The organism is Cognatiyoonia sp. IB215182 (assembly GCF_033963905.1).
Lineage (GTDB): Bacteria > Pseudomonadota > Alphaproteobacteria > Rhodobacterales > Rhodobacteraceae > Yoonia.
Genome location: NZ_JAXBMB010000005.1, coordinates 369,273 through 390,218 on the forward strand (window position 1 = coordinate 369,273; position 20,946 = coordinate 390,218).

The following is a 20,946-nucleotide window of genomic DNA, read 5'->3' on the forward strand; positions in this document are numbered from 1 at the left end:
AACATGACATCGCGAGGAACCAAATACTGGGATAGCGGAGCCATTCCACTTATCGCACCGGAAATGCTGGGCGACATCATTACGGAAGTCGCTGATCTGGGTATTGTGATTTCCGAAAATGGCACCGTGCTGTCGGTGCTTGTCAGCCCGGAAAACAAGGCCTTTGCGGTTCTCAAACAGCTTGAGCAAAAGGATATTCGCAGCGCGCTGACCATTGAAAGCGTGTCGAAGTTTGATGCACGGCTGGGCGAATTCCTTGATGGGGCGGGGACGCCGCCATCGATCGAACTGAACCACACGGACGAAACGGGGCGGTGGGAATTTCCGGTCCGCTACAGCTTTCATCGGATTGGTCCGGATGGCGTTGTCTTGCTCTTGGGGCGTGATCTGCGACCGGTTGCCGAAATGCAGCAGCAGCTTGTCAAAGCGCAACTGGCGCTTGAGCGTGATTACGAAACACAACGCGAATATGACACACGGTTTCGCGTATTGATGGAAAACACGGCTGAGGCGGTGGTTTTTGTCTCGACCCAGACAGGTGAGATCAACGAGGCGAATGCTGTGGCTGCCGCGATGCTTGATGAAAGCCGTGAGGGGTTGATCGGCGCGTCGTTTTCGCAGTTTTTCGAAGGTCGCAGGCGCGGCGATCTGGTTGATCAGCTGGCCACGCAAGCGATCTCTGACCAGAATTCAAAATCTGAGGCGCAGATTCAATCCTCTGGCCAATCGGTTGAGATTGCAGCAACGCTTTTCCGCGCCGCTGGCGAACGCGTCTTGTTGTGCCGCATTCTGCCGGTCGACAGCGCACATGCGACGGCGGATGATCTGGCGCATAACCTGCAGTCGTTTTACAACGTTGGGCCCGAGGCGATGGTGTTCGCAACGGCAGGTGGCGAGGTCTTGGCGGCAAATGACGCTTTCCTCGATCTGATCGACGTGGCCCATGATATCAATATGCGCGGGCGCAATCTGTCAGATTACCTGCAGCGCGGCAGCATTGATCTGAAAGTGATGGTCGAAAACGCATCGCGGTCGGGCCGCATGCGGATCTATTCAACCAAGATCGCGGGTGAATATGGCAGCCCGCGCGCGGTCGAAGTGTCAATCACAAAGGTTGAGGCGGGCGCGCATTCGGTCTTTGCTTTTGTGTTGCGTGACGTCAACCATGCCGACGCGAGCCGTTCGACCGCACATCCAACCGGTGATGACAGCATGCGTTCCGTGGTGGAACTGGTCGGAAGTGCCACATTGAAAGACATTGTGGCCGAAACCACAAATGTCGTCGAAAAGATGTGCATCCAGACGGCTGTCGAACTGACGATGAACAACCGAGTGGCGGCGGCGGAAATGCTCGGCCTGTCGCGGCAGTCGCTTTACGTCAAGCTGCGCAAGTTCGATCTGCTCAGCCGGGATGGCGAAGACGACAATCAGTGATTGCTGTGATCGACGGGTTTATCATCTGACCGGGCTTCGACCCGAAAGACCACATCAATTTCGCCTGCCTCGGCAAAGACCAGTGTCGCCTTGATCTCCTCACCCACTTCGAATGGATCGCCCGCAAGTCCCATGAACATCACATGCGCACCGCCGGGTTCCAGCGTGGTCACCTTCAGAGCCGGGACGGGAATGCCGTCAATATCGGCCATTGAGGCAATATCGCCCTGCATGATTGTCTGGTGCAGCGTCACGCGGGGAAAGTCGGCCTTGACCGCGATCAGGACGTCATCGGTCGCACCGTTGTTGAAAATCGTCAGATAGCCAGCACCGGTTTGTGCTGTCTGCGGCGTCTCAAAAACGATTGGATGGGCGACCACCAGATCACCGAAACCATAGCCATGGGCGAAAAGCGCTGCAGGCTGCAGCATCAAAAGCATCGACAGGATTTTGCGCATTGATCACCTCATGCCTGGACGCGCGCGGGCAAGCATGACGGCCGCGCGCACAAAGATCACTGCGCGGTATCGCCGCGACAGTGATCCTTGAGGTGTAGTTTTGTTACTGCGTTGCTGTAAAGCAGTCCGTTTTCACGTCGATACAAATCTGATTGGCCGCATCGCGGGACATCGGACCAACCGTGACCATTGTTAGCCCACCTGATTGCCGGAAGCTGGGTGTGAAGCGACCAAGGGCTGCGCCATTTTCGCTCACAAGCGTGTTCCAATGGCTTTGCGCCCCCTCGGCAGACCGGAAGGACCCAAGCACGGCCAGATGCCGTCCGCTGGCTTGCGGTGCTGTCGTTTCAAGCTGGGTGGCACCGGCAACGGCGCGTTCCACAATCGCGTTGTTGTTGATCAACTCGGAATTGCGAGTCCGGGTCGAAGGTACATTCACTTGCGTGCTCATCGACGGGCTGCTGGTTTGGATGGATTGTAAGCGGTCACGCAGTTGGGCAGTCACGCGGCGCGCATCCATGCGGTTGTTGACGATGCGCGGCGTGATCAGAACCAAAAGCTCGGTCTGCGCACGGTTCCGCGACGAATTGCCAAAGAGGTTCCCGGCAACCGGCAAATCCTTCAGGATCGGGATGCCACCATTGCCGCGCGTCCGCCGGTCAGAGAAGAGACCGCCCAGAACCACCGTCTCACCACTATCTACGGCGATGGAACTGTTGATCAGACGTTGCGAGATCACCGGGTTACCCGTCGCCGGATCGGTTTCGCCCACAAGGCTGACCTCTTGCCCGATATTCAGGAGAACCGAGCCTGAGGAGTTGATGCGCGGTGTGACTTCAAAGATCACGCCCGTGTCGCGATATTCGACGGTGGAAACAAAGACCTGATCATCAGCGCTGGAGGCGTCTTGAGCGGTGCGCACCGCCGTCGGCACCTGATCACCCACGACAAGGCGTGCAGATTCATTGTTCAGGATCATCAGGTTGGGCGAAGAGATCACGTTGATTGATGTCACCGCGTCCAGCGCATCGATCACGGCATTCGCCGGGTTGCCGCCCAGCGTCACCGCAAAGCCGGGTGCGGATGGCGAAATATCGAAGTTCTCGCCACTGGTCAGTCCCAATGTTCCTCCGCCTTCTTCGAGGAAGTACTGGACGCCGTAGCGCAGGTCCTCGGTCAGTGAGACCTCGACAATCGTTGCCTCGACCAGGACCTGTCGCTGCGGCACGTCCAGGCGGTGCAGGATCCCCAGCACACGTTCGTATTCTTCCGGTGTGGCGTGGATCAGCAGGGTATTGGTCGCCTCGCTCGCCACGATACGGGTCGCGTTGAGCGTGCCCTGATTGTTGAAAATACCGCCGCTTGCCATCTCTGCACTGGCTTCGATGACCTCAGGTTCTTCGGTTGAAGTCTCAACCGAAACGCCAAGGATTTGCGCCAGGGTTGGGGCAATGGTGGTCGCTCGCGCATATTTCATGTCATAGGAATAGACCTGCGCATCATTGGCGCCATCGCGGGTCAGGCGATTGATCCAGACGGCCACGTTTTCAAGCGCGCGCGGCGTTTTGGCGACGGCAAGGATAGAGTTGTTTTCGGGGATCACCTCGAACACGACCAGTGGCTGGAACCCTTCATCGGTCTCAACCACACGCTCCAACCCGTTCACGATGGATTGGGCCGAACGTCCGTTGATTGGGAAAATCCCAACTGAGCGGTTGGCGAGCCAGTCGACATCGAAGCTATCAATTGTCTCCTGCCAGGATTGCTGGTCAACCGATGTGCCCGCCAGCACAAGGATATTGCGCTGTGCATCGATGCCTACGATGCCGTCCCCGGCAAAGGGCTGCAGGATTGCCGCCATTTCCTGCGCACCGATATTGCGCAGTGGGATCACGCGGAGCGTATAGCCGGGCAGTACGTCACGGGCAGTCGAGGGCGCAATCGACAGATCTGCCGAGAGCGGCGAGATGGCAAAGATATCGCCACGGCGCACAAGAACGGCGTTGTTCTGTTCCAGCGCAAGCTCGAATACCTCAATCGCCGTTGTGCGGGTCACAGGTTGGGAAGAGCGGATATTGACCGTGCCCTGCACGCCGGGATCAATCACGTAATTGATCTGCAAAAGCTCACCCAGGATCGCTGCAGCGGCGGATTCAATGTCCACATTCACGAGGTTGAGCGACACTGTCCGCTCACCATTTTCATCGACAAAGTCGCTGTCGATCAAAAGGGGCTGGCGTCCTGGGAAGATGGTACCTTGTCCGGCTTCGACACGCTGGCCGCCAGTCACGCGGCCCTGCTGGCGCTGAAAGCCTTGTCCGTCCCCACCGGTGCCGAAAATATTGGCCAATTGCCAGCGGTTCAGTTCTGTTCCGTCATCGGTCCGATCAACCTGTGGGAGGTTGTCACAGGCGCTAAGAACTGCGGCGCTGGCCGCAATTGCAATCAGTTTCTTCATGCTCTGCCTCATTACCCACGCCCCAAATCTTGTGTCCGGGTACGCATTTTTTATATCTTTGACCGCACCTTAGCAGTCTAAGTTCAATTGATTTGCGGGAAACTTCGCAAAACCACAAAAACGACGCAAAGGTGTGTCCCATAGGACACGGCGGCGGATTTTTGTCGATTTCCCGACAGAAGCCGCCTGACCGCAAGTTCGGCCAACCCCGAAAGCGCTGCAAGCCCGATCATCAGAAAGCTGAGCGTGACGGGCAAGAACGCGCCGAGACCGGCAATCAACCAGATATCGCCCAAGCCCAGCGGTGGGCGCCCCAATAGAAGTTGGAGGACCTGCCGGATCATGAGGATCGTGAGGCTCGGCACCAGCATCTGGAACGCAGTTTGGGCGAACGACGCGGTGATCAGCCCATCCAGAACGCCGAGCGCAATAACGGCGAATGTCCATTCGATTGGAAGCCAGCGCCATTGCCAATCGATCACCGCCAGCAAGGCGAGAAGGCTGATCAGCACGAGATGACGGGTTTGGGCTGGATCAATCGCCATCATCAAAAAGGCTGCCAGCACCATGCCAGCGCCCAGGCCAAGGGATACGGGCCGAAACCAGCGGTGCGTTCTCTGCGGCCCCAATGTCTTGCGGATCAAACCGCGCGCCACGATGGGAAGCGGTCCAAGAATGAGGGCGCCTATCAGGATGCAGATCGGCAGCAGAGCCAGGAAAACAATGCTGTCAGCCGGGATCAACGCAGGATTTCCACGCCCAGAATGTCGTACCGCATGATGCCCCCACGAAAGCTGATCCCCTGCGCGGCGACGGTTGCGATCATGTCGACCGAGACGCCGCTTTGCAGCGTGCTGCGCGCCTCAATCGTGTAAACAGGGCCTTCTGTTCCGCCGAGCCAAACGGATGCCGTGCCCAGCCTCGGCAGGGATTGGCCCGCATTGCGGCGCTGCACAATCCACTCCACATCGCTGGGTCCGAGGCCCGGGATCGCCGCCAGCAAGGCCGGTGAGGCGGTGACCGGGTTCACTTGCGGTGTACCATTATATGTCGTCAGAACCTGGCGCGCGCGCAGACTGACATTTTGCGGCAGGCCCAGATCGGTCAAAAGCTGCGGGATCGGGCGGCTGAAGTTGCGGGATCCGGCATCGGCCCGCTGGGTCACCAGCGCCTGCGCAATTGTGACCGCGTCAAACGCGTCAATGCCGCTGCTTTCACCCAATCGCTGCAGAACGGGACCCAATAGTTCGACCGGGGCGGCGTTGATGTCGAGCTTGCCGCCTTCGTCCCAAATCCGATAGGTGGCTTGCCCTTCCGCCATCGTGATGGTCACTGGTGTCCCGTCGCGACGACTGCGGGTCTGTTCTTCTCCGATGCGGCCCAGATCGGCCATAGCCACGTTGATCGCACTACGCGCCAGTTCGACAGCGCGGGTCGTTTCGACCTCGGCTCGCGTGGCGAGCGCTGTCTGGCGTTGCGTCACGAGGTAACTCGATGCAGCCAGCAACAGGCCAAGGGCCACCCAAAGCACGGTGATCAGGACAAAGCCGCGCTGGGCGCGGCGACGGAAAGAACTTAGCGCACGTCGCATGCGACCTCTCCCAATCCCAACTGGCCCCTGCGTGAGACGCAGAAGCCGCTAAGGGTCACAGGCATCCGGGCGACAATCATCCTCTCTGCTGATTGCTCCACAGATATCGCCAATGGCAGACCGTGTTCAGGGCGGGGCTCATAGGTCCAGACAGGTGCACCGCCGATATTGACGGGACGGACCAGATAGACAAGGCGCAGGGGATCATCGCTCACGATCACGGTGCTTTCACGTGCGCCTTGGGTGGCCATGCGGATATCGCGAATGTCGAAATGCCGCGACGCCATAAGTCGGAAAAGGCCATCTTCCTCAACTATATCAAGGCCAACCATCATCGGACGGCTGTCGCGGCTGGTGCCATCATCGAGGATGAGCCGCATGCGTAGCGGATCGCCGAAAAACCGACCTTCGATCTGATCTTGAGAAGTCACCGTCGCCGATGCCGCCCAGGATTGCAGGGCGCGGCGGGCGGTTAGCCAATCTGTGGCATCCTCCTGCAATACCTGGGGCTCCGCTGCCGTCTGGCGCAATCCCCATGTCGCACTTGTCAGCAGCGCGAGGGTCATGGCCGCAATCGTCAGCGATACCAGCGCCTCGGCCAGGGCGATGCCGTGGCCGTGACGTCGTCTGCGGGCCCAGCGCGTCTTCATAGCGGCGTCTCGCGATAGCGCAGGCTGCGCAAGACGAGCGGCGTGCCGTCAGCCAGCCCGGAGTTCACGGTGACATAGACAAAGAACATCTCGTTCGGGCGCGTCGTTCCAATGCGCATATCCGCTGTGCCGGTCTCGGTGATGGTCAGTTCCCATTCCAGACCACGGATGATCCCACGATCTTGCGCGCCCGCGCGCAGTGGCACATCTGCGCCGATGCGGTCCATGACTTGTGTGGCGACGAGCATCTGTTCAGCCTGGACGCCAGAGCGACGCTCCATAAACAGGCCGGTGGAGAGCGCCTGATAGAACCCGCTGATCGCGAGAGTTGCGATCGCCAGCGCCACCAGAGATTCTACCAGCGTGAACCCGCGCTGCCCGTGCCGCCGGATCATTGCGACAGCCGGATCTGGCCGGTCAGCCAGTCAAGCTCGACCGACCGTTCATGTGCGCCCGCGACAAGGACGAGGTTCAGCCCCTCATTCTCGCCCGAGGGGCGGATCGAGATCCGTGTGCTTTCGGTGGGGCTGGCGACGGCGCGGTCCAATTCGTGTGCGGTGAATTCGGTCCGTACGACCCGATCAGTTTCAGAATACTCAACGAATACGGGCTGCCCGGTTTCGGCGGCACGCAACCGCGCCTGCTGGAGCAGCAGTGCAATCTCGGCCACATCATTCTGCAGGCTGGCGCGGTCAGATCGGCCAAGCGCGAGGACCGAAATCGTGCCGATCAGCACGACGATGGCAACGGCCACCAACACCTCGACCGTGGCAAAGCCGCGTGTCTGGAGGGTGGGCCTTCGCCTAGCCTTCCACATCTGCATCCACGCCCGTGCCGCCCGGTTGCCCATCTGCACCCAGCGATGTGATCCGCACCTGACCCTGATCGAGACTGTAGAGGAAGGTGCCGCCCCACGGGTCAGCAGGCAGGTTGCCATCGCGCAGATAGGGTCCGTTCCAGCCGGGGATCGTGCCGGCACCATTGATCAGCGCGTTCAGCCCTTCTTGCTCGGTCGGGTAGCGGCCAACTTCGATCAGGAAGATGTCGAGCGCGCTGCGCAATTGCGTGATCTGCGCCTCGGCTGTTGTGACACGCGATGACTGGAGCTGGCGCATCGCCGCAGGACCGACCACGCCGATCAAGAGGCCCACAATTGCGACGGCCACCAGCATTTCGATCAGCGAAAAGCCAGCGGCGGCAGGACGCCTGCGCGACGATCTGCGCCTAAAACGTGATGGCATTGACCGACACGATTGCTGAAAATAGGGCATAAAGGCTTACTCCGATCAAAAGGCCGACGATGACAATCAGGGCGGGCTGGAACAATAGCAGGAACCGTTCAAGATCACGATCTGCCGCTTCACGCATATCAAGAGAAGTGCGGCTGATCATCGTTCCCAGATCGCCCGCCTCTTCCCCGATGCGGATCATCTCAATCGCGTCGCGCGGCAGCAGCTTTTCGTTGCGCATCGCGGTGGAGAGCGCAACCCCGTTTTCCACCTCTTGCGTCACCTTGGTGATGCCTTGCCGCACGGGACCGGGCGGTGTGGATTTGGATACGACGCGCAACGCCCCGCTGAGCGTGATTTCGCGGCTGAGGAGCGCGCCCAGCACATGCAGCAAGAGCATCATCTGATTGCGCAACAACATGCGGCGGATCACGGGGATACGATTGCCGATGCTTGTCATGATCGGGCCGAGCACACCACGTCGGGCCGCGATGATCGTGCCGCCGATGAGGACAAGAAGTGCTGAGACGATGATCGGCCAAAGACCGGCCAGCACGCCCGAGACGGCAAAGACGGCGCGACCCATCAGGGGGACCAGATCAATCCGATCTGCGATCAGGGGCCGGAATTGTGGAATGATCGCGATCATGATCAGGCCAAGCGACAGAAGTGCCACGACAAGTAGTATAGTGGGGTAGGTCAGGCCTGTGACGATGCGGCGCCGGATTTCCAGACGGTTCCGCATGATGTCTGCCGATGTTGTCAGTGCGCTACCCATGTCGCCTGAGACTTCGGCGCCTTTGATCAGGGACAATGTGACGGGATCGTCAATGCCTGCCTTTTCTTCCAGTGCACGTGACAACGGGGCGCCTTCGCGAAGATTATCGCGCATGCGTATAGCGGCTTGCGAGATCGGATCCTCTCCGCCATCGCCGATGATGGCCAGCGCCCGCTCTGCCTGGATTTGTCTGCTGGACAGTTTTGCCAAGCGGACGAGAAAATCCCCCGTTTGCCTTGCCGTAAGTTGCCCTTTACCCCGTGCCCGGCGCTTTGCCGTGCGTGGCGAGGCGCTGCCATCATCAGCATCCAGACTGATCGGAAACAGCCCCTGCGCCCGCAGCGCGCGCGTTGCGTCTTTTGTATCAAGCGCGGATACAACGCCTGATTGCCGTGCGCCCGACGCATCGCGGGCCACGTAGGCAAATGACTTTTGTGCTTGCTCCATCCCGCGTTACCTAGAAATATTTGACCCCGAGGATGCGCATGACCTCTTCCATCGTGGTCTGCCCTTCGGCGACAAGGCGCACGGCCTCTGACCCCATGGTCTGCAGCTTGCGTGCTTGCGCAGCCTCTTTGGTGGCGAAAACCTCATCCGGCTCCATGGCTTCAAAAAGCGCGATCCGCCCCTGAAAACCGGTCTGGTTGCAGGCGTCGCAGCCTACCGACTTTTTCAGTGCCCAAGTCGCGGGGTCGGTCTGGCTGCCGGTCCGTTTGTCCAGCTTTGCGAACAGGTCCTTGACCTTGGGGCGCTTGGACAGATCAACAGGCTGCGCACAAACGGGGCAGACCCGACGCACCAATCGTTGCGCTGCCACCAACCGCACGACCGAGCGGATCAGGTATTCCGGGACACCCAAGTCGACAAGGCGTGTCGCCGCATCACGCGCGGTGTTGGTGTGCAGGGTCGAAAACACCAGGTGCCCCGTCATGGCCGCGCGCACGGCCAGTTCGGCTGTTTCGCTATCGCGGATCTCACCCACCATGATCACATCGGGGTCGTGACGCAGCACGGTGCGCAAGGCTGCGGCAAAGGTCCAGCCGAGTTCCGCGTTCACCTCGATCTGTTGCAGGCCCGGTGTCTGGATCTCAACCGGGTTTTCGATGGTCACGATCTTGCGGCGCGTTTCGTTGAGCGCGTTCATCGCGGCGTGCAGAGTCGTCGTCTTGCCGCTGCCGGTGGGGCCGGTGACGAGGATCAGGCCGTTGGGTTGACTGATTGCGGCCTTGATCCGTTTGCTGACATGTGCGGGCAGCGCCAGATCGGCAAGTTGAGACAGCCCTTCATGATTATCCAGAAGACGCAGCACAATCGTCTCACCATGTATCATCGGTGCGCTGGCGACACGCATATCAATGTCGCGACCGGCAAGACGCTGGCGGATGCGGCCGTCCTGCGGCCGTCTGCGTTCGCTGATATCCATGCCCGCGAGGATTTTCAGGCGTGAGATCACACCTTCATATATAGACTTGTCGGGCGCCTGCACCTCGACCAGTTCGCCATCGACCCGCAAACGCACGCGGGCGAGGTTGGCCGTGGGCTCAAGGTGAATGTCCGTCGCGCGCATCTCAACCGCCTGATCAAACAAGGTGTCAAGATAGCGGACTGTCGGGGCGTTGTTGGCAAGTTCGGTCAGCTTGTCGGTATCAAGGTCGATGCCGCCGTGCCGGGCTGTCACTATATCTATGGTGTCCCTGCCAGCAGCCGCTGCAGCCTCCTGGCTGCGGGTCATCGCCAATTCGATATCGCGATCGGTCGCAACCGCAAGGGCAAGAGAGGATCCAAAGATCATCTCCAGCGCTGCGATAGCATCACCATCAAATGGATCGGCGACCGCGAAATACGCCCGATCTGCATCAATCTCGATCGGGGCGATGGCGTTGCGGGTCAGGTAGTCTGACGAAAGGCGCGGGTCTTCCGGCAGCCGTTCGGGAATATCATCGATACTGACGAGGGGCAGCCCAAGGTGGTCGGCGCAGGTGCGGGCCCATTCCTTTTGCGGGATCAACCCAAGCCGGTCGAGTACTGCGCGCAGAGGTTGACCGGTCGCCGACGCGGCTTCGGTGACCTTGGCAAGGTCCGCTTTGGACAGTCGGCCATTTTCAACTAGCAAACCGGGCAGCCGTTCGGGCGCATTCATATCCACTAACATCCAGGACCGTCTCTTTCTGCCGCCGTCGGTGTGATTCGTCCGCACCTCAATAACAGGCCGGGCATTTAGACTTTATCGCAATTGAGGCACAAAACCACGCCCTCTGCCTCAGACACCCGTCTAAGAGGAAACACAATCGGCATAATCACGTTCAATGTTCACCATTTGATAACGAACGTGGGCGTTTTGCCGCCGATTGTAGGCAAAAGCTGGATGCAGGTTGTTCGGTGGACACATTTTCGTCCAAATCCACTCAATAGTCTGGCGGGACCCAGACACTCATCAATGAGAGCGTGAATATGAACTTTAGTCGATCGAGCCTATTGGTTGTGACGCCGCTGATCCTGACAGCAGCGGCGGTTAGTGTTTCTGCCCAAAGTATCCAAAGCCCTTCCGTGCCAGATTCTCTGATTGAGGCTGGTGAAAACGTTACGCTCATCGCGGCCGAAAAGGCCGGTGTGACCGTTGATCTGGCTGTGCCAAGCAATGCGACCTACGCATTCACGGTGCCAGCGGGGATCGCCGTTTCGCTCCGCATTGATGACACTGAGATCCTGAACACTGATGGCAGTGCATCAGGTCCGCAACGTGCATTCACGACGCTTGACGCTGGGACACATACGCTTGAAGTTACTGGGGAAAATCTGAACGCCGAACAAGTTGCGTCGATTACTGTTGGCGTCGTCGGGATGCCTTCGGGCAGTCTTTCGGCCTTTAGCTCCTCCGCCAATACGGGCGGTTTCTCAACCGCCAGCGCGCGTACTGCATCTGCTGATCCGGTTCAGACCGAGTCGGCTGAGCCCGCTTCTTCTTCTGCGTCAATTGTTGAAAATGCGCGTACTGCCGTGCGTTCGGTCCCATTGGCTGCACCAAGTGCTGGATCTGACAACGTGTCGACAAGCAGAACGCGTGGTTCTATTCGGGACGCTATCCGTGAAGCGGTGAGAGTTGCTGTTGCCGAGCAACAGTCCGGTGATCCGACGCCGCCGCCTCCACCACCGCCGCCTCCACCACCGCCTCCACCACCGCCGCCGCCTCCTCCACCGCCGCCGCCTCCACCGCCGCCTCCACCGCCGCCGCCGCCGCCTCCACCGCCGCCGCCGCCTCCACCGCCGGTAACAGGCTCTGGCGAAGCGCAGGCAAGCTTGATCAGTCCGCCCACTGGCGTTGCTGTAACGCAAGCCGTTCAAATTACGGGTGGTGCCACTGACGAGGGCGTTGTTGCATCGACCGGTCAAACTCTGTTTGGCGGTGTGATGGATCCAATGACTTTTGACATGGTCGAAGTCAGCATCATGCCTTCGGGTCGGACGACAAACGTTGATGTTGCGCCGGGAACCGGTCAGTTTGCCATGCGCCTCTTCCCGGAGGATCTGGCGACCGGCGAAGCCACTGTCGTGCTGACCGGGATGTCGAGCGCTGACAGTAACGTTGCAACCGCGCCTGTGACTTATCAATTCGAGTCAGGTCTGGTGACTGACGGTGTGAGCCAAGCGCTTTCACGCATCACCTACGGAGCCACTCCGGACCTTTATTCGCGGGTTCAGACAATCGGGTTCGAGGCTTACGTCAACGAACAGCTCAACCCCGACGGCATTGGTGATGCCGCGTTCAACAGCCGCAACTTTGACCAGCTTATTCGAAATTTGCAGGACAGCGATTTCCGGATTGCAAATGCCGATATGGATCACCGGATCGCGCATGCTGCGTTCTCGGAAAAGCAGCTGCAGGAAGTCATGAGCGAGTTCTGGGCAAACCACTTCTTTGCCTCGAACAAGAGCAGCCGTGTTTACCTGCAGACCATCATTGACCGGGATTTCTTCCGCGAAAACGCCTTTGGCAATTTCGAAGACCTGCTGCTTTATTCGGCGCGTAGTCCGCTGATGTCGCAGTTCCTCGACAATGACGAGAACCGTGTCGGTAACTTGAACGAAAACTATGGTCGCGAAATCCTCGAATTGCACACTGTTGGTGTGAATGCAGGATATGGCGATGAAGACGTGATCGCAGTGTCGCGTGTCTTTACCGGTTGGGACCATTTCCGCACCAATCCGAATGCGACCGATGTTGCACAGGAGTTCGACTTCGAGTTTCGTGCGAACCGGCATGATACGGATGACAAGGTCATTCCGTTCTTGTCGACCACAATCACAGGTCGCTCTGGCGCTGATGGTGTTCGCGAAGGTGAAGAGCTGATCGGCATCCTCGCGGATGATCCACGGACGCATGAATATGTCTGTGGCAAGATCGTTCAACGCTTTGTGGCCGATGTACCCCCGGCGAACTTTGTGCAGATCTGTACGGATGCTTGGGTTGCGAGTGATGGCAACTCGGGTGATATTCTCCGGGCTATCCTGCTGGCACCTGAATTCATCAACACGGTTGAGTTCCAGAACAACAAAGCCAAAACGCCCTACGAGTATACAGTCTCGATGCTGCGTGCGCTTGATGCGAGCCCAGTGAACGACAACTTCTTTGGTCGTGTTCGTCAGATCAGCCGCGATGCCGGATTTGATCCCTTCCGTTTCGCCCTGCCCACCGGTTTGGCGGAAGAAGGCGAGGCTTGGGTGAACTCTGCGACGATGATTGCCGCTTACCGCAAGGCGACCGAAATCACGGTGCGGCCTGGTGAATATGGCATCGATATGCAGAACCTGATCGAAGATGCCGGTTTGAGAACTGCGGAAGAGGTTGCCGCGTTCATTCTGACAATCGGCACCGCTGATCGTTACACCCTGGAAGAGTACGAAGCGATGGTAGATGTTTTGAAAGGGAATGATGGCATCTTTGAACCAATGACACGCAACGAACGGGACGCATTCGAGCGGGCGATTGGCCTGCTGATCGTGCTGCCCAGCTTCATGTTGCAATAACTTCGGCTTCAACCGAATTTAGAAAGGTATCTAAATTGACGACGCGTAGAGAATTCCTGAAGTCCTCCGCTATCATGACCGCCGCAAGTATGGCGGGTGTTGCCGGGGCCCCGCAATTCGCCTTTGGCCAATCTGCGGGTGGTAAGACACTGATCAAAGTTTTCATGCGGGGCGGTGCAGATGGTCTGCACCTCTTCCCGGCGGTTGGTGATCCCTTTTACTACCAGCACCGGCCCAATATCGCGATCGAGCCACCCTCGGACAGTGACGTGAACACCGCAATCGACATTGGTGACAATTATCGCGGCATGAACCCCAATCTCGAACCGCTAATGGAGATTTGGGACGCCGGTCGCATGATGGTTGCACCATCAACTGCGCTTGAAAGCGGGAACCGGTCGCACTTTGATAACCAGCGCTGGATTGGCAACGGGGCGCGCAATAACCTGATTGATGGCTACCTGAACCGCTACATGCAGGAAGTTCCCGGGGTCAATGACCCGCTAAGGGGCGCTGTTCTTGGCAAAACCAACATGAGCGCAGAGGCTTCCGGAAACATTCCGGTACCTGCAATTCAGACTCAAAGCAACTTTGAGCTTGAGAACAGCAATTTCTGCTCTGGCAGTGGATGCGCTGATAACCAGCTCACCGAGATGATGCGAGAAATCTCATCTCATCCGGTTGTGGACAATAGTATCGAAGCGACGGTGCGGGAAAATCAGGTGATCATGCTCGATTCAATCGCGCAGGTTCAGGCATCGGGCATGAACTACACGACAAACGCGGGCGGTTTGGAGTATTCAAACTCGCGCTTGGGACGTGGCCTGCGGCTCGCGGCGCAGTTGCTGAAAGCAGGCGTGCCGTTGGAAGTTGCAGCGATCGACTGGAACATCGGTTGGGATACACATGCCAACCAGATCCCCGGCAGCGCGAACCGCTTTACCGATCAGAACTTCAACTACCATCGCCGCATGCGCGAAGGTGCGACGGACTTCCTGACATTCTACCGTGACATTGCGAACATCCTTGATGATGTTGTCGTGATTGTCGGCACGGAATTCGGACGGACAGTGCTCGAAAATGGTAGCCGCGGCACTGACCACGGCCACTCATCATCCTGGTTTGCATTTGGCGGTCCAACGTCTCCGGGCGTTGCCGACGATATTACAACGCTGGATCGTGATCAGCTGCGAAGCTCGCGCTTTACGCCGACACGCACAGAGTATCAGGACATCGTGGGTGAAATCATGATCCGGCACATGAACATGGACCCCAACCTGGTCTCCACGGTCTTTCCGGGTCACTCTTTCACGAACCACAACCTGTTCAGCCGCACAAGCTGACACAGCCGAATAGTTGAAATCCATTGCGCTGAGGGGTTACATGCTCCTCAGCGCAAATTTTTTTGAGGCCCGCACGGGTATGACGCAAGCATTAGAGCCGCAGACAAGCGCGTCATCTACGCGCAAATCAGTCAACACTTTGACAAAATACGTAAATCTGGCTTCGGCTGGTCTGGCGGAACTTCATGCGCAAAAGCCGACTCTGACCAAGGCGCCTCCACCGGTCATCATCGTCCGTGAGTGCGGTTTCGCGATTCGCATTGATGATGATGTCGCGGAATTCGATGATCCGTCGCGCTTAATGGAGGAGTTGAACGAGATCCCCGAGAAACGGATCGATCTTGTTTTCGAAGGACGTTCAGCGCTTGATCTGAGTTTTGTGGTGCCGAATGGGCCATTTAACGACCTTGAAGCAATGATCGACTCTGAAATCGCATTCAAATCACCCTTTCAGCGTGAGCAATGCATCTGGTTTTGGACCGCAAAAGAGACTGCCGATCTCGATTGGCAGGTCGAGGCGGCGATTGTGTTGAATTCCAGCGTCAATTGGGTGCTTGAGGCTTTGGATGCTCATGGAAAAATCATCAATACAGCAAGGCGACCTGGGCCTGACGGCCACGAACGGATTGCCGTTTACCCCAGTTGGCTGAAACCGCGGCGGAATAGCCGTGGCCCCATCACTCTGGGCAAAAGTCTGCGTTTGATCCCGCCGTCCTTGCGTCTTCCAGCATCGGCTTTCGGATTCTTTGTGATGTCAGCCATCGCCCTCGCAGTAGCGCTTTCAGTAAAGCAGAGCGCCGCGGCCACGGAGGCTGAAGCGGCCAATCAGCAACTCGCGCAGCGGGCCGCGGCCGTTGCGCAGACCCAGGCCTTGCGTGAAAGCCAAAACGTTAGCAATACGCGGGTCGCCCTTGTCGGTCAGCTTGCGGCACTCTTGCCGGATGGTGTGTGGCTTGAGCAGATTTCCATTGATGATGATCGTTTGACGATCACCGGATTTGGACCGTCAGCTGCCGAAGTCACGCGTCTTCTGAGTGAGTTGGATGTACTTTCCGATATCCAGTTCGGCTCTCCCGTGACACGGGATAACACCCAGAATCTCGAGCGATTTCGTATTGATGCGACGGTGACGGGAACGCTGGGATGAGTGCGTTTGTCTTTCAAAAACCGAACGCGGTGCGCAGGTTTGGTGTTGGACTGATCATTTTCACCTGCATCTTGTGTATTGTTGCGGCAGCTACACTCGCCAACTTGGTCACGCAACGGTATGCGCGCATCGCCGAATTGAACGAAACTGTTGCGCGGGCCGAGCGTTTGGCGATGTCCGAGGCGCAAGAGAATACCGTGTTCAGCCTTTATCAAAGTGAGACACCGCAATTGTCGCAGGCAGAAATGCAGAGCGATATGCAGGAACTTGCGCAGGCCCATACCGTCAGCCTTGAAGTGATCCGCGCTGACCAGATTGAACCCTTGCCCGGCAATGTCCGTCTTGCGCTGACGCTGAATGGTGTTGTGCCCGAAGAACAACTGGGTGCCTATCTTGTCAGTATTGCACGGCATGAGCCGATGATTGTTGTTGATAGTATCGACCTGCGCCGGGCGCGCACGACGAACCGCGCCTTGGGCGAACGGCCGCTTGCCATCCAACTCAAGCTGAGCGGGTTCGCGACACGATGAGCGGACTGACCAAAGCGACTCTTGGCGTGTTGCCCACGCTCACGACACTCACCTGCCTCGGTCTGGCAGGCTGGATCTGGCTGCCCTACAACGATGACGGCGCATCGCGCCAACAGATCCAACCTACAACGATAACGTCGCAAGCAGAAGCAGGGCCCGATCAGCTTGAAACGGGGGCTGAGGAGCTTGTTGCGCGCCCGCTGTTTCACATCAGCCGCCGTCCACCTGCAGCACCTGAATCCGCCCCCGAGCCCGCTCCGGTGGAAGTCACATTGTCCCTGACAGGTGTCATCGAAAGCGGCGACGTGCAGATCGCGCTCTTGCGTCTATCGAACAACCCCGAACCGTTGCGGCGGCGCGTTGGCGAAAATGTCGGTGACTGGCGTATTACCGACATCACGAAAACCTCGATCACCGTTGTCGCACCAAACGGCGAAGAGCAGATTATCGGCCTTTCACCAACCAGCCCCTAGCGGGGACTGCGTTTTGCCAGGATACGCTGCAATGTCCTGCGGTGCATCGACAGGCGCCGTGCCGTTTCAGAGACATTGCGGTCGCAGAGCTCATAAACACGTTGAATGTGTTCCCAGCGCACCCGGTCCGCGCTCATCGGGTTTTCGGGTGGTGGTGGCAGAGTGTTCGGCTGGGCCAGCAGCGCATTCGTGACGTCCGTCGCGTCGGCGGGTTTGGCAAGATAGTCGGTGGCCCCGATCTTGACGGCTGCAACCGCCGTCGCGATGGCGCCATAACCTGTCAGCACCACGATCCGGCTTTCGGGGCGGCGGGAGCGCAACGACTCGACAACATCCAGCCCGTTGCCATCTTCCAGCCGCAGATCCACCACGGCATAGGCAGGGGGTCGCGCAGTCGCAATTGCTTGACCTGCGGCAACGGACCCTGCCATCTCAACGTCAAAGCCGCGCTTCTCCATCGCCTTGGCCAGACGGCGCAGAAATGCCTCATCATCATCGACCAGAAGAAGACTTCTGTCCTCGCCAAGGTCCAATGCTTCCATATTCATTGTTGTGTCCTTCAGGATCCTCCAACCGAGAGGTAGGCCCGGAGCGCGCATCGTCAACATCACTGGCATGTGAGCATGTGAAGGCTACATAGCCAATCGATAAACAGTCGCATTGATCCGCATTTCAGGTGCGCTTATCAAGAGAAACGGGCCAGGACAGGACCTCGCGATAGATATGGCGGCTTCTGAGTTTCAGCTTTTTCAAGAGCAGCAGCGTAGCAATTGGGTGCGGTTGCGCACGCTTGTCACTTTGCGCTGGTTTGCAATTGCCGGGCAGGCGACGGCGATTTTTGTCGCTGTCCGTTTCTACGACCTGCAGATCGAGGCTGGCCTCGCCGCGGTGGTCATCTTTGTCTCGATCATTGCAAACTTCCTGTCCGGTTTCCTGTACCCGACAAACAAGCGCCTGTCAGAGAGAGAGGCGTTCTTGTGGCTTGTCTTTGACATCCTGCAGCTCAGCCTACTCCTGTTCCTGACGGGTGGTCTGAACAACCCCTTTGCGATGCTGGTCATGGCGCCCGTGACGATTGCCGCCACCGTTTTGCGGCTGAACAGCACAATATTTCTGGGTCTTCTTGCCATCGCGATGATGAGCATCATCAGCAGGTATCATCTGCCGATTGCGACAGCCGAAGGCGTGGTGCTGGACCTGCCGGTTCTGTTCCAGTTCGGGTTTTGGGTCGCGCTTATGATCGGCGTTGTGTTTCTGGCGATCTATGCAAGGCAGGTGACAACCGAGATGCATACGATGGGCGAGGCGCTCGTCGCGACCCAACTTGCGCTCGCCCGCGAACAAAAGTTGACCGATATGGGCGGAGTTGTCGCCGCTGCGGCGCACGAACTTGGCACGCCGCTTGCAACGATCAAGCTGGTGAGTAGCGAATTGATGGAAGAGTTGTCCGATCAGCCTGCGCTTTTCGAGGATGCGGAGCTGATCCGCAGTCAGGCGGATCGTTGCCGCGATATCCTGCATTCGATGGGGCGGGCGGGCAAAGACGACCTGCACTTGAAGAAAGCACCGCTTGAAACGGTCGTTCGCGAAGCGGCAGAACCGCATCTTAACCGCGGTAAGAAAGTGAAGTTCGACGTTGCTCCGGTCAAAGATGGTGCATTGACCCAACCGACAGTGCCGCGTCGGCCAGAGATCATTCATGGTCTCCGCAACCTGATCCAGAATGCGGTCGACTTTTCCCGAACGACGGTCAACGTCGATATCAACTGGTCTGATGATGCGGTCACGATACGAATTGCAGATGATGGGCGCGGCTTTCCGCAATCGGTCATCGGGCGCATTGGCGACCCCTACGTTAAGCGCCGCCGTTTGTCCGAAGATGGCAACAAGAGGCCAGGATATGAAGGCATGGGACTGGGCCTGTTCATTGCAAAAACTCTGCTAGAGCGGTCGGGGGCAAAGCTCACATTTTCAAACAGTCGCCGCCATGGCCATGCAAGCTGGACAGGGCAGGCGACGGGCGGAGCCACAATTGATGTCACGTGGCCGCGTGAGATCTTGGCTGAAGGTCTTTCGAACACCAATACAGGTATTGGTGAGAACCAGCCCAACGTCGCTTGGCCATGACCAACCCCTTGATTTAACCAGAGATTAACCTTCCTGCACAATAGTCTGCCCGGGAACGCGGTTAGGGCAACGTATATGGCAATCGGGCTGACAGATTTGGCATTGGTGACTATTGCGGGTCTTGTCGGCGCGATCATCCTGTTCAGGGCGCTTACGTTCTACCGGCTGCAAAGACGATCAGACCCTTGGGAAGGTACGCAGCTTGGCGCGGGGCCGACGTTTCTTTTTCGCGACAAGTCGCTTGTCGACGCCACACCCGATGCGATGGACTTACTTACCAACCGGGGAAAACACGTGTCGGAATTCGAGGCTATGCTTCACGCGCTGGGACCACATTTTCCGGACTTGCGTCAGACGATTGAGGATGGCGATCAGGCACAAACGATCATCCCGCATGGGAGGGGCCAGCCCCTGCATCTTTGCATCACGCGAGATGCAGGGAAAATCAGGCTGACGCTTCAATCCGCACGTGAAGATGACAGCTCCTCCATAGGTCGCGTCATCGAAAACGATGTCCTGATGTCGGAGCTTGCCCTGTTGCGCGACATGACCGATCAGACGCCGCAACTTATCTGGCAGGAAGACAGGGACGGTCGGCTGATCTGGGCCAATTCTACCTACCTGTCATTCGCAGACCGGTTGGCCGATCACGAGGACAGCGCCCAAAAGGCAAGATGGCCCAATACGTCTATCTTCCCCGATCTGCACCAGTGTCTTGGCAATGCTGGGTCATCGCGGCGACGCCTCTCGGTGCCAACGGAAAAGTCTGGTCCCGAGCACTGGTTCGACGTTGACAGTATCCCGCGCGCGGATGGATTCCTGCATTTTGCGACGGATGCGAATGCGGCGGTTCGCGCGGATCAGGAACGTCGGAATTTTGTTCAAACACTTGGTAAGACGTTCGCGCATCTCAATATTGGGCTGGCGATCTTCAACAAGCGTCGCGAATTGGCGATGTTCAATCCTGCGCTGCTTGACCTGACGGGTCTATCGGCGTCGTTTCTGAGCGGCAGGCCGAGCGTGGATACGGTACTTGACCGTTTGCGCGAAACACGGGTCCTGCCGGAGCCCAAGAACTACAAGTCCTGGCGTGAGCAATTCAGCGCCGTCGAAGCGGGCGCCAAGGACGGTACCTATTGCGAGGTCTGGAACCTGCCCGATGGACAAGCCTATCGCGTGACCGGCCGCCCGCATCCGGACGGCGCATTCGCCTTCCTGATCGAGGATATCACGGCAGAAGTGTCGTTGACGCGCCGTTTCCGGTCTGACATCGAAACCGGGCAGGCCGTCCTTGACACATTGCCGGATGCGATTGCGGTCTTCTCAAGCGCTGGCACGCTTGTGATGTCAAATGCGGCCTATGCACAATTATGGGACCGCGATCCTTCGTTCGGATTTGACCAGCGTGATTTGCAGATGGAAATGCAAACTTGGCGCAATCGCACAACGCCGACGCGGATGTGGTCTGAGCTGCAGGCCTTTACCCATATGACGTCCGAGCGAAAACCGTGGACAGATAGCGCGATCCTTGACGATGGGCGCAACATCACCTGCCATGCGAACCCGATCTCAGGTGGAATGACAATGATCCGCTTTACCTTTGACGCGACAAAGCCGGCGATTATCCAAAAGCTGACAATGCCCGATGCGGCGATCCGCAGTACGGGACGCTGATTTGGGTTGCAGGAGAAGTGACACGCCAT

Annotated in this window: 19 protein-coding genes; 8 read left to right on the forward strand and 11 right to left on the reverse strand. The window is 58.1% G+C overall.

The genetic code is table 11. The annotated features are described in order from the left end of the window. The first annotated feature begins 3 nt into the window (after positions 1-3). Complete coding sequence (gene ppsR, locus SLH47_RS12590; protein WP_320239898.1) at positions 4-1,434, forward strand: transcriptional regulator PpsR; 1,431 nt, start codon at positions 4-6, stop codon at positions 1,432-1,434. On the opposite strand, the gene SLH47_RS12595 is transcribed toward ppsR, so the two are convergent. The 10 genes from SLH47_RS12595 to SLH47_RS12640 form a co-directional block, all read right to left on the reverse strand. Beyond that, a complete protein-coding gene (locus SLH47_RS12595) occupies positions 1,428-1,892 on the reverse strand; it encodes a copper chaperone PCu(A)C (protein ID WP_320239899.1) in 465 nt (154 codons plus the stop codon). The genes ppsR and SLH47_RS12595 overlap by 7 nt on opposite strands. A 103-nt stretch (positions 1,893-1,995) precedes the next feature. Then, positions 1,996-4,350, reverse strand: a complete 2,355-nt coding sequence (gspD, locus tag SLH47_RS12600; protein ID WP_320239900.1) for a type II secretion system secretin GspD — start codon at positions 4,348-4,350, stop codon at positions 1,996-1,998. A gap of 83 nt (positions 4,351-4,433) precedes the next feature. Next, positions 4,434-5,093 (reverse strand): prepilin peptidase, encoded by a 660-nt coding sequence (locus SLH47_RS12605; protein WP_320239901.1) that lies wholly within the window; start codon positions 5,091-5,093, stop codon positions 4,434-4,436. Continuing rightward, positions 5,090-5,941 carry a type II secretion system protein GspK gene (locus tag SLH47_RS12610; RefSeq protein WP_320239902.1) on the reverse strand — a complete coding sequence of 284 codons (852 nt, stop codon included), beginning with the start codon at positions 5,939-5,941 and terminating at the stop codon, positions 5,090-5,092. The genes SLH47_RS12605 and SLH47_RS12610 overlap by 4 nt, the downstream gene beginning before the upstream one ends. Continuing rightward, positions 5,926-6,591, reverse strand: coding sequence for a hypothetical protein (locus tag SLH47_RS12615; RefSeq protein ID WP_320239903.1), 666 nt, complete (start codon positions 6,589-6,591; stop codon positions 5,926-5,928). Before SLH47_RS12615 ends, SLH47_RS12610 begins: the two co-directional genes overlap by 16 nt. Further along, complete coding sequence (locus SLH47_RS12620; RefSeq protein ID WP_320239904.1) at positions 6,588-6,986, reverse strand: type II secretion system protein; 399 nt, start codon at positions 6,984-6,986, stop codon at positions 6,588-6,590. Before SLH47_RS12620 ends, SLH47_RS12615 begins: the two co-directional genes overlap by 4 nt. Further along, positions 6,983-7,408, reverse strand: a complete 426-nt coding sequence (locus SLH47_RS12625; protein WP_320239905.1) for a GspH/FimT family pseudopilin — start codon at positions 7,406-7,408, stop codon at positions 6,983-6,985. Before SLH47_RS12625 ends, SLH47_RS12620 begins: the two co-directional genes overlap by 4 nt. Then, entirely contained in the window at positions 7,395-7,832 is a 438-nt protein-coding gene (gene gspG / locus SLH47_RS12630) for a type II secretion system major pseudopilin GspG (RefSeq protein WP_320239906.1), read from the reverse strand. Before gspG ends, SLH47_RS12625 begins: the two co-directional genes overlap by 14 nt. Continuing rightward, positions 7,816-9,045, reverse strand: a complete 1,230-nt coding sequence (locus SLH47_RS12635) for a type II secretion system F family protein (RefSeq protein ID WP_320239907.1) — start codon at positions 9,043-9,045, stop codon at positions 7,816-7,818. The genes gspG and SLH47_RS12635 overlap by 17 nt, the downstream gene beginning before the upstream one ends. Positions 9,046-9,055: 10 nt before the next feature. Continuing rightward, positions 9,056-10,750: a GspE/PulE family protein gene (locus SLH47_RS12640; protein WP_320239908.1), complete on the reverse strand. Its 1,695-nt coding sequence runs from the start codon at positions 10,748-10,750 to the stop codon at positions 9,056-9,058. 395 nt (positions 10,751-11,145) lie between these two features. Here SLH47_RS12640 and SLH47_RS12645 point away from each other — a divergent pair, with 395 nt between their 5' ends. From SLH47_RS12645 to SLH47_RS12665, 5 genes are all read left to right on the forward strand, one after another. Next, positions 11,146-13,623 carry a DUF1800 domain-containing protein gene (locus tag SLH47_RS12645; protein ID WP_320239909.1) on the forward strand — a complete coding sequence of 826 codons (2,478 nt, stop codon included), beginning with the start codon at positions 11,146-11,148 and terminating at the stop codon, positions 13,621-13,623. 35 nt (positions 13,624-13,658) lie between these two features. Next, positions 13,659-14,966 carry a DUF1501 domain-containing protein gene (locus SLH47_RS12650; RefSeq protein ID WP_320239910.1) on the forward strand — a complete coding sequence of 436 codons (1,308 nt, stop codon included), beginning with the start codon at positions 13,659-13,661 and terminating at the stop codon, positions 14,964-14,966. Between the two features lie 139 nt (positions 14,967-15,105). Continuing rightward, positions 15,106-16,113: a PilN domain-containing protein gene (locus SLH47_RS12655; protein WP_320239911.1), complete on the forward strand. Its 1,008-nt coding sequence runs from the start codon at positions 15,106-15,108 to the stop codon at positions 16,111-16,113. Beyond that, positions 16,110-16,643: a GspMb/PilO family protein gene (locus SLH47_RS12660; protein WP_320239912.1), complete on the forward strand. Its 534-nt coding sequence runs from the start codon at positions 16,110-16,112 to the stop codon at positions 16,641-16,643. Before SLH47_RS12655 ends, SLH47_RS12660 begins: the two co-directional genes overlap by 4 nt. Then, on the forward strand, positions 16,640-17,116 hold the full coding sequence (locus SLH47_RS12665) for a hypothetical protein (protein ID WP_320239913.1): 477 nt from the start codon (positions 16,640-16,642) through the stop codon (positions 17,114-17,116). Before SLH47_RS12660 ends, SLH47_RS12665 begins: the two co-directional genes overlap by 4 nt. Here the strand turns inward: SLH47_RS12665 and SLH47_RS12670 are convergent. Next, positions 17,113-17,664 (reverse strand): ActR/PrrA/RegA family redox response regulator transcription factor, encoded by a 552-nt coding sequence (locus SLH47_RS12670; RefSeq protein ID WP_320239914.1) that lies wholly within the window; start codon positions 17,662-17,664, stop codon positions 17,113-17,115. The genes SLH47_RS12665 and SLH47_RS12670 overlap by 4 nt on opposite strands. A 175-nt stretch (positions 17,665-17,839) precedes the next feature. Between SLH47_RS12670 and regB the strand changes: the two genes are divergently transcribed. Further along, positions 17,840-19,243 (forward strand): sensor histidine kinase RegB, encoded by a 1,404-nt coding sequence (regB, locus tag SLH47_RS12675; RefSeq protein ID WP_320239915.1) that lies wholly within the window; start codon positions 17,840-17,842, stop codon positions 19,241-19,243. A 75-nt stretch (positions 19,244-19,318) separates the two neighbouring features. After that, positions 19,319-20,917, forward strand: a complete 1,599-nt coding sequence (locus tag SLH47_RS12680) for a PAS-domain containing protein (RefSeq protein ID WP_320239916.1) — start codon at positions 19,319-19,321, stop codon at positions 20,915-20,917. Positions 20,918-20,946: the final 29 nt, after the last annotated feature.

Excerpts from the sequence above, each read along its gene's own strand:
- gspG (WP_320239906.1), bottom strand. The coding sequence starts at position 7,832 with ATGCCATCACGTTTTAGGCGCAGATCGTCGCGCAGGCGTCCTGCCGCC.
- SLH47_RS12610 (WP_320239902.1), bottom strand. The coding sequence starts at position 5,941 with ATGCGACGTGCGCTAAGTTCTTTCCGTCGCCGCGCCCAGCGCGGCTTT.
- SLH47_RS12620 (WP_320239904.1), bottom strand. The coding sequence starts at position 6,986 with ATGATCCGGCGGCACGGGCAGCGCGGGTTCACGCTGGTAGAATCTCTG.
- SLH47_RS12660 (WP_320239912.1), top strand. The coding sequence starts at position 16,110 with ATGAGTGCGTTTGTCTTTCAAAAACCGAACGCGGTGCGCAGGTTTGGT.
- SLH47_RS12625 (WP_320239905.1), bottom strand. The coding sequence starts at position 7,408 with ATGTGGAAGGCTAGGCGAAGGCCCACCCTCCAGACACGCGGCTTTGCC.
- SLH47_RS12635 (WP_320239907.1), bottom strand. The coding sequence starts at position 9,045 with ATGGAGCAAGCACAAAAGTCATTTGCCTACGTGGCCCGCGATGCGTCG.
- regB (WP_320239915.1), top strand. The coding sequence starts at position 17,840 with ATGGCGGCTTCTGAGTTTCAGCTTTTTCAAGAGCAGCAGCGTAGCAAT.
- gspD (WP_320239900.1), bottom strand. The coding sequence starts at position 4,350 with ATGAAGAAACTGATTGCAATTGCGGCCAGCGCCGCAGTTCTTAGCGCC.
- ppsR (WP_320239898.1), top strand. The coding sequence starts at position 4 with ATGACATCGCGAGGAACCAAATACTGGGATAGCGGAGCCATTCCACTT.
- SLH47_RS12670 (WP_320239914.1), bottom strand. The coding sequence starts at position 17,664 with ATGAATATGGAAGCATTGGACCTTGGCGAGGACAGAAGTCTTCTTCTG.
- SLH47_RS12615 (WP_320239903.1), bottom strand. The coding sequence starts at position 6,591 with ATGAAGACGCGCTGGGCCCGCAGACGACGTCACGGCCACGGCATCGCC.
- SLH47_RS12665 (WP_320239913.1), top strand. The coding sequence starts at position 16,640 with ATGAGCGGACTGACCAAAGCGACTCTTGGCGTGTTGCCCACGCTCACG.
- SLH47_RS12640 (WP_320239908.1), bottom strand. The coding sequence starts at position 10,750 with ATGTTAGTGGATATGAATGCGCCCGAACGGCTGCCCGGTTTGCTAGTT.
- SLH47_RS12595 (WP_320239899.1), bottom strand. The coding sequence starts at position 1,892 with ATGCGCAAAATCCTGTCGATGCTTTTGATGCTGCAGCCTGCAGCGCTT.
- SLH47_RS12680 (WP_320239916.1), top strand. The coding sequence starts at position 19,319 with ATGGCAATCGGGCTGACAGATTTGGCATTGGTGACTATTGCGGGTCTT.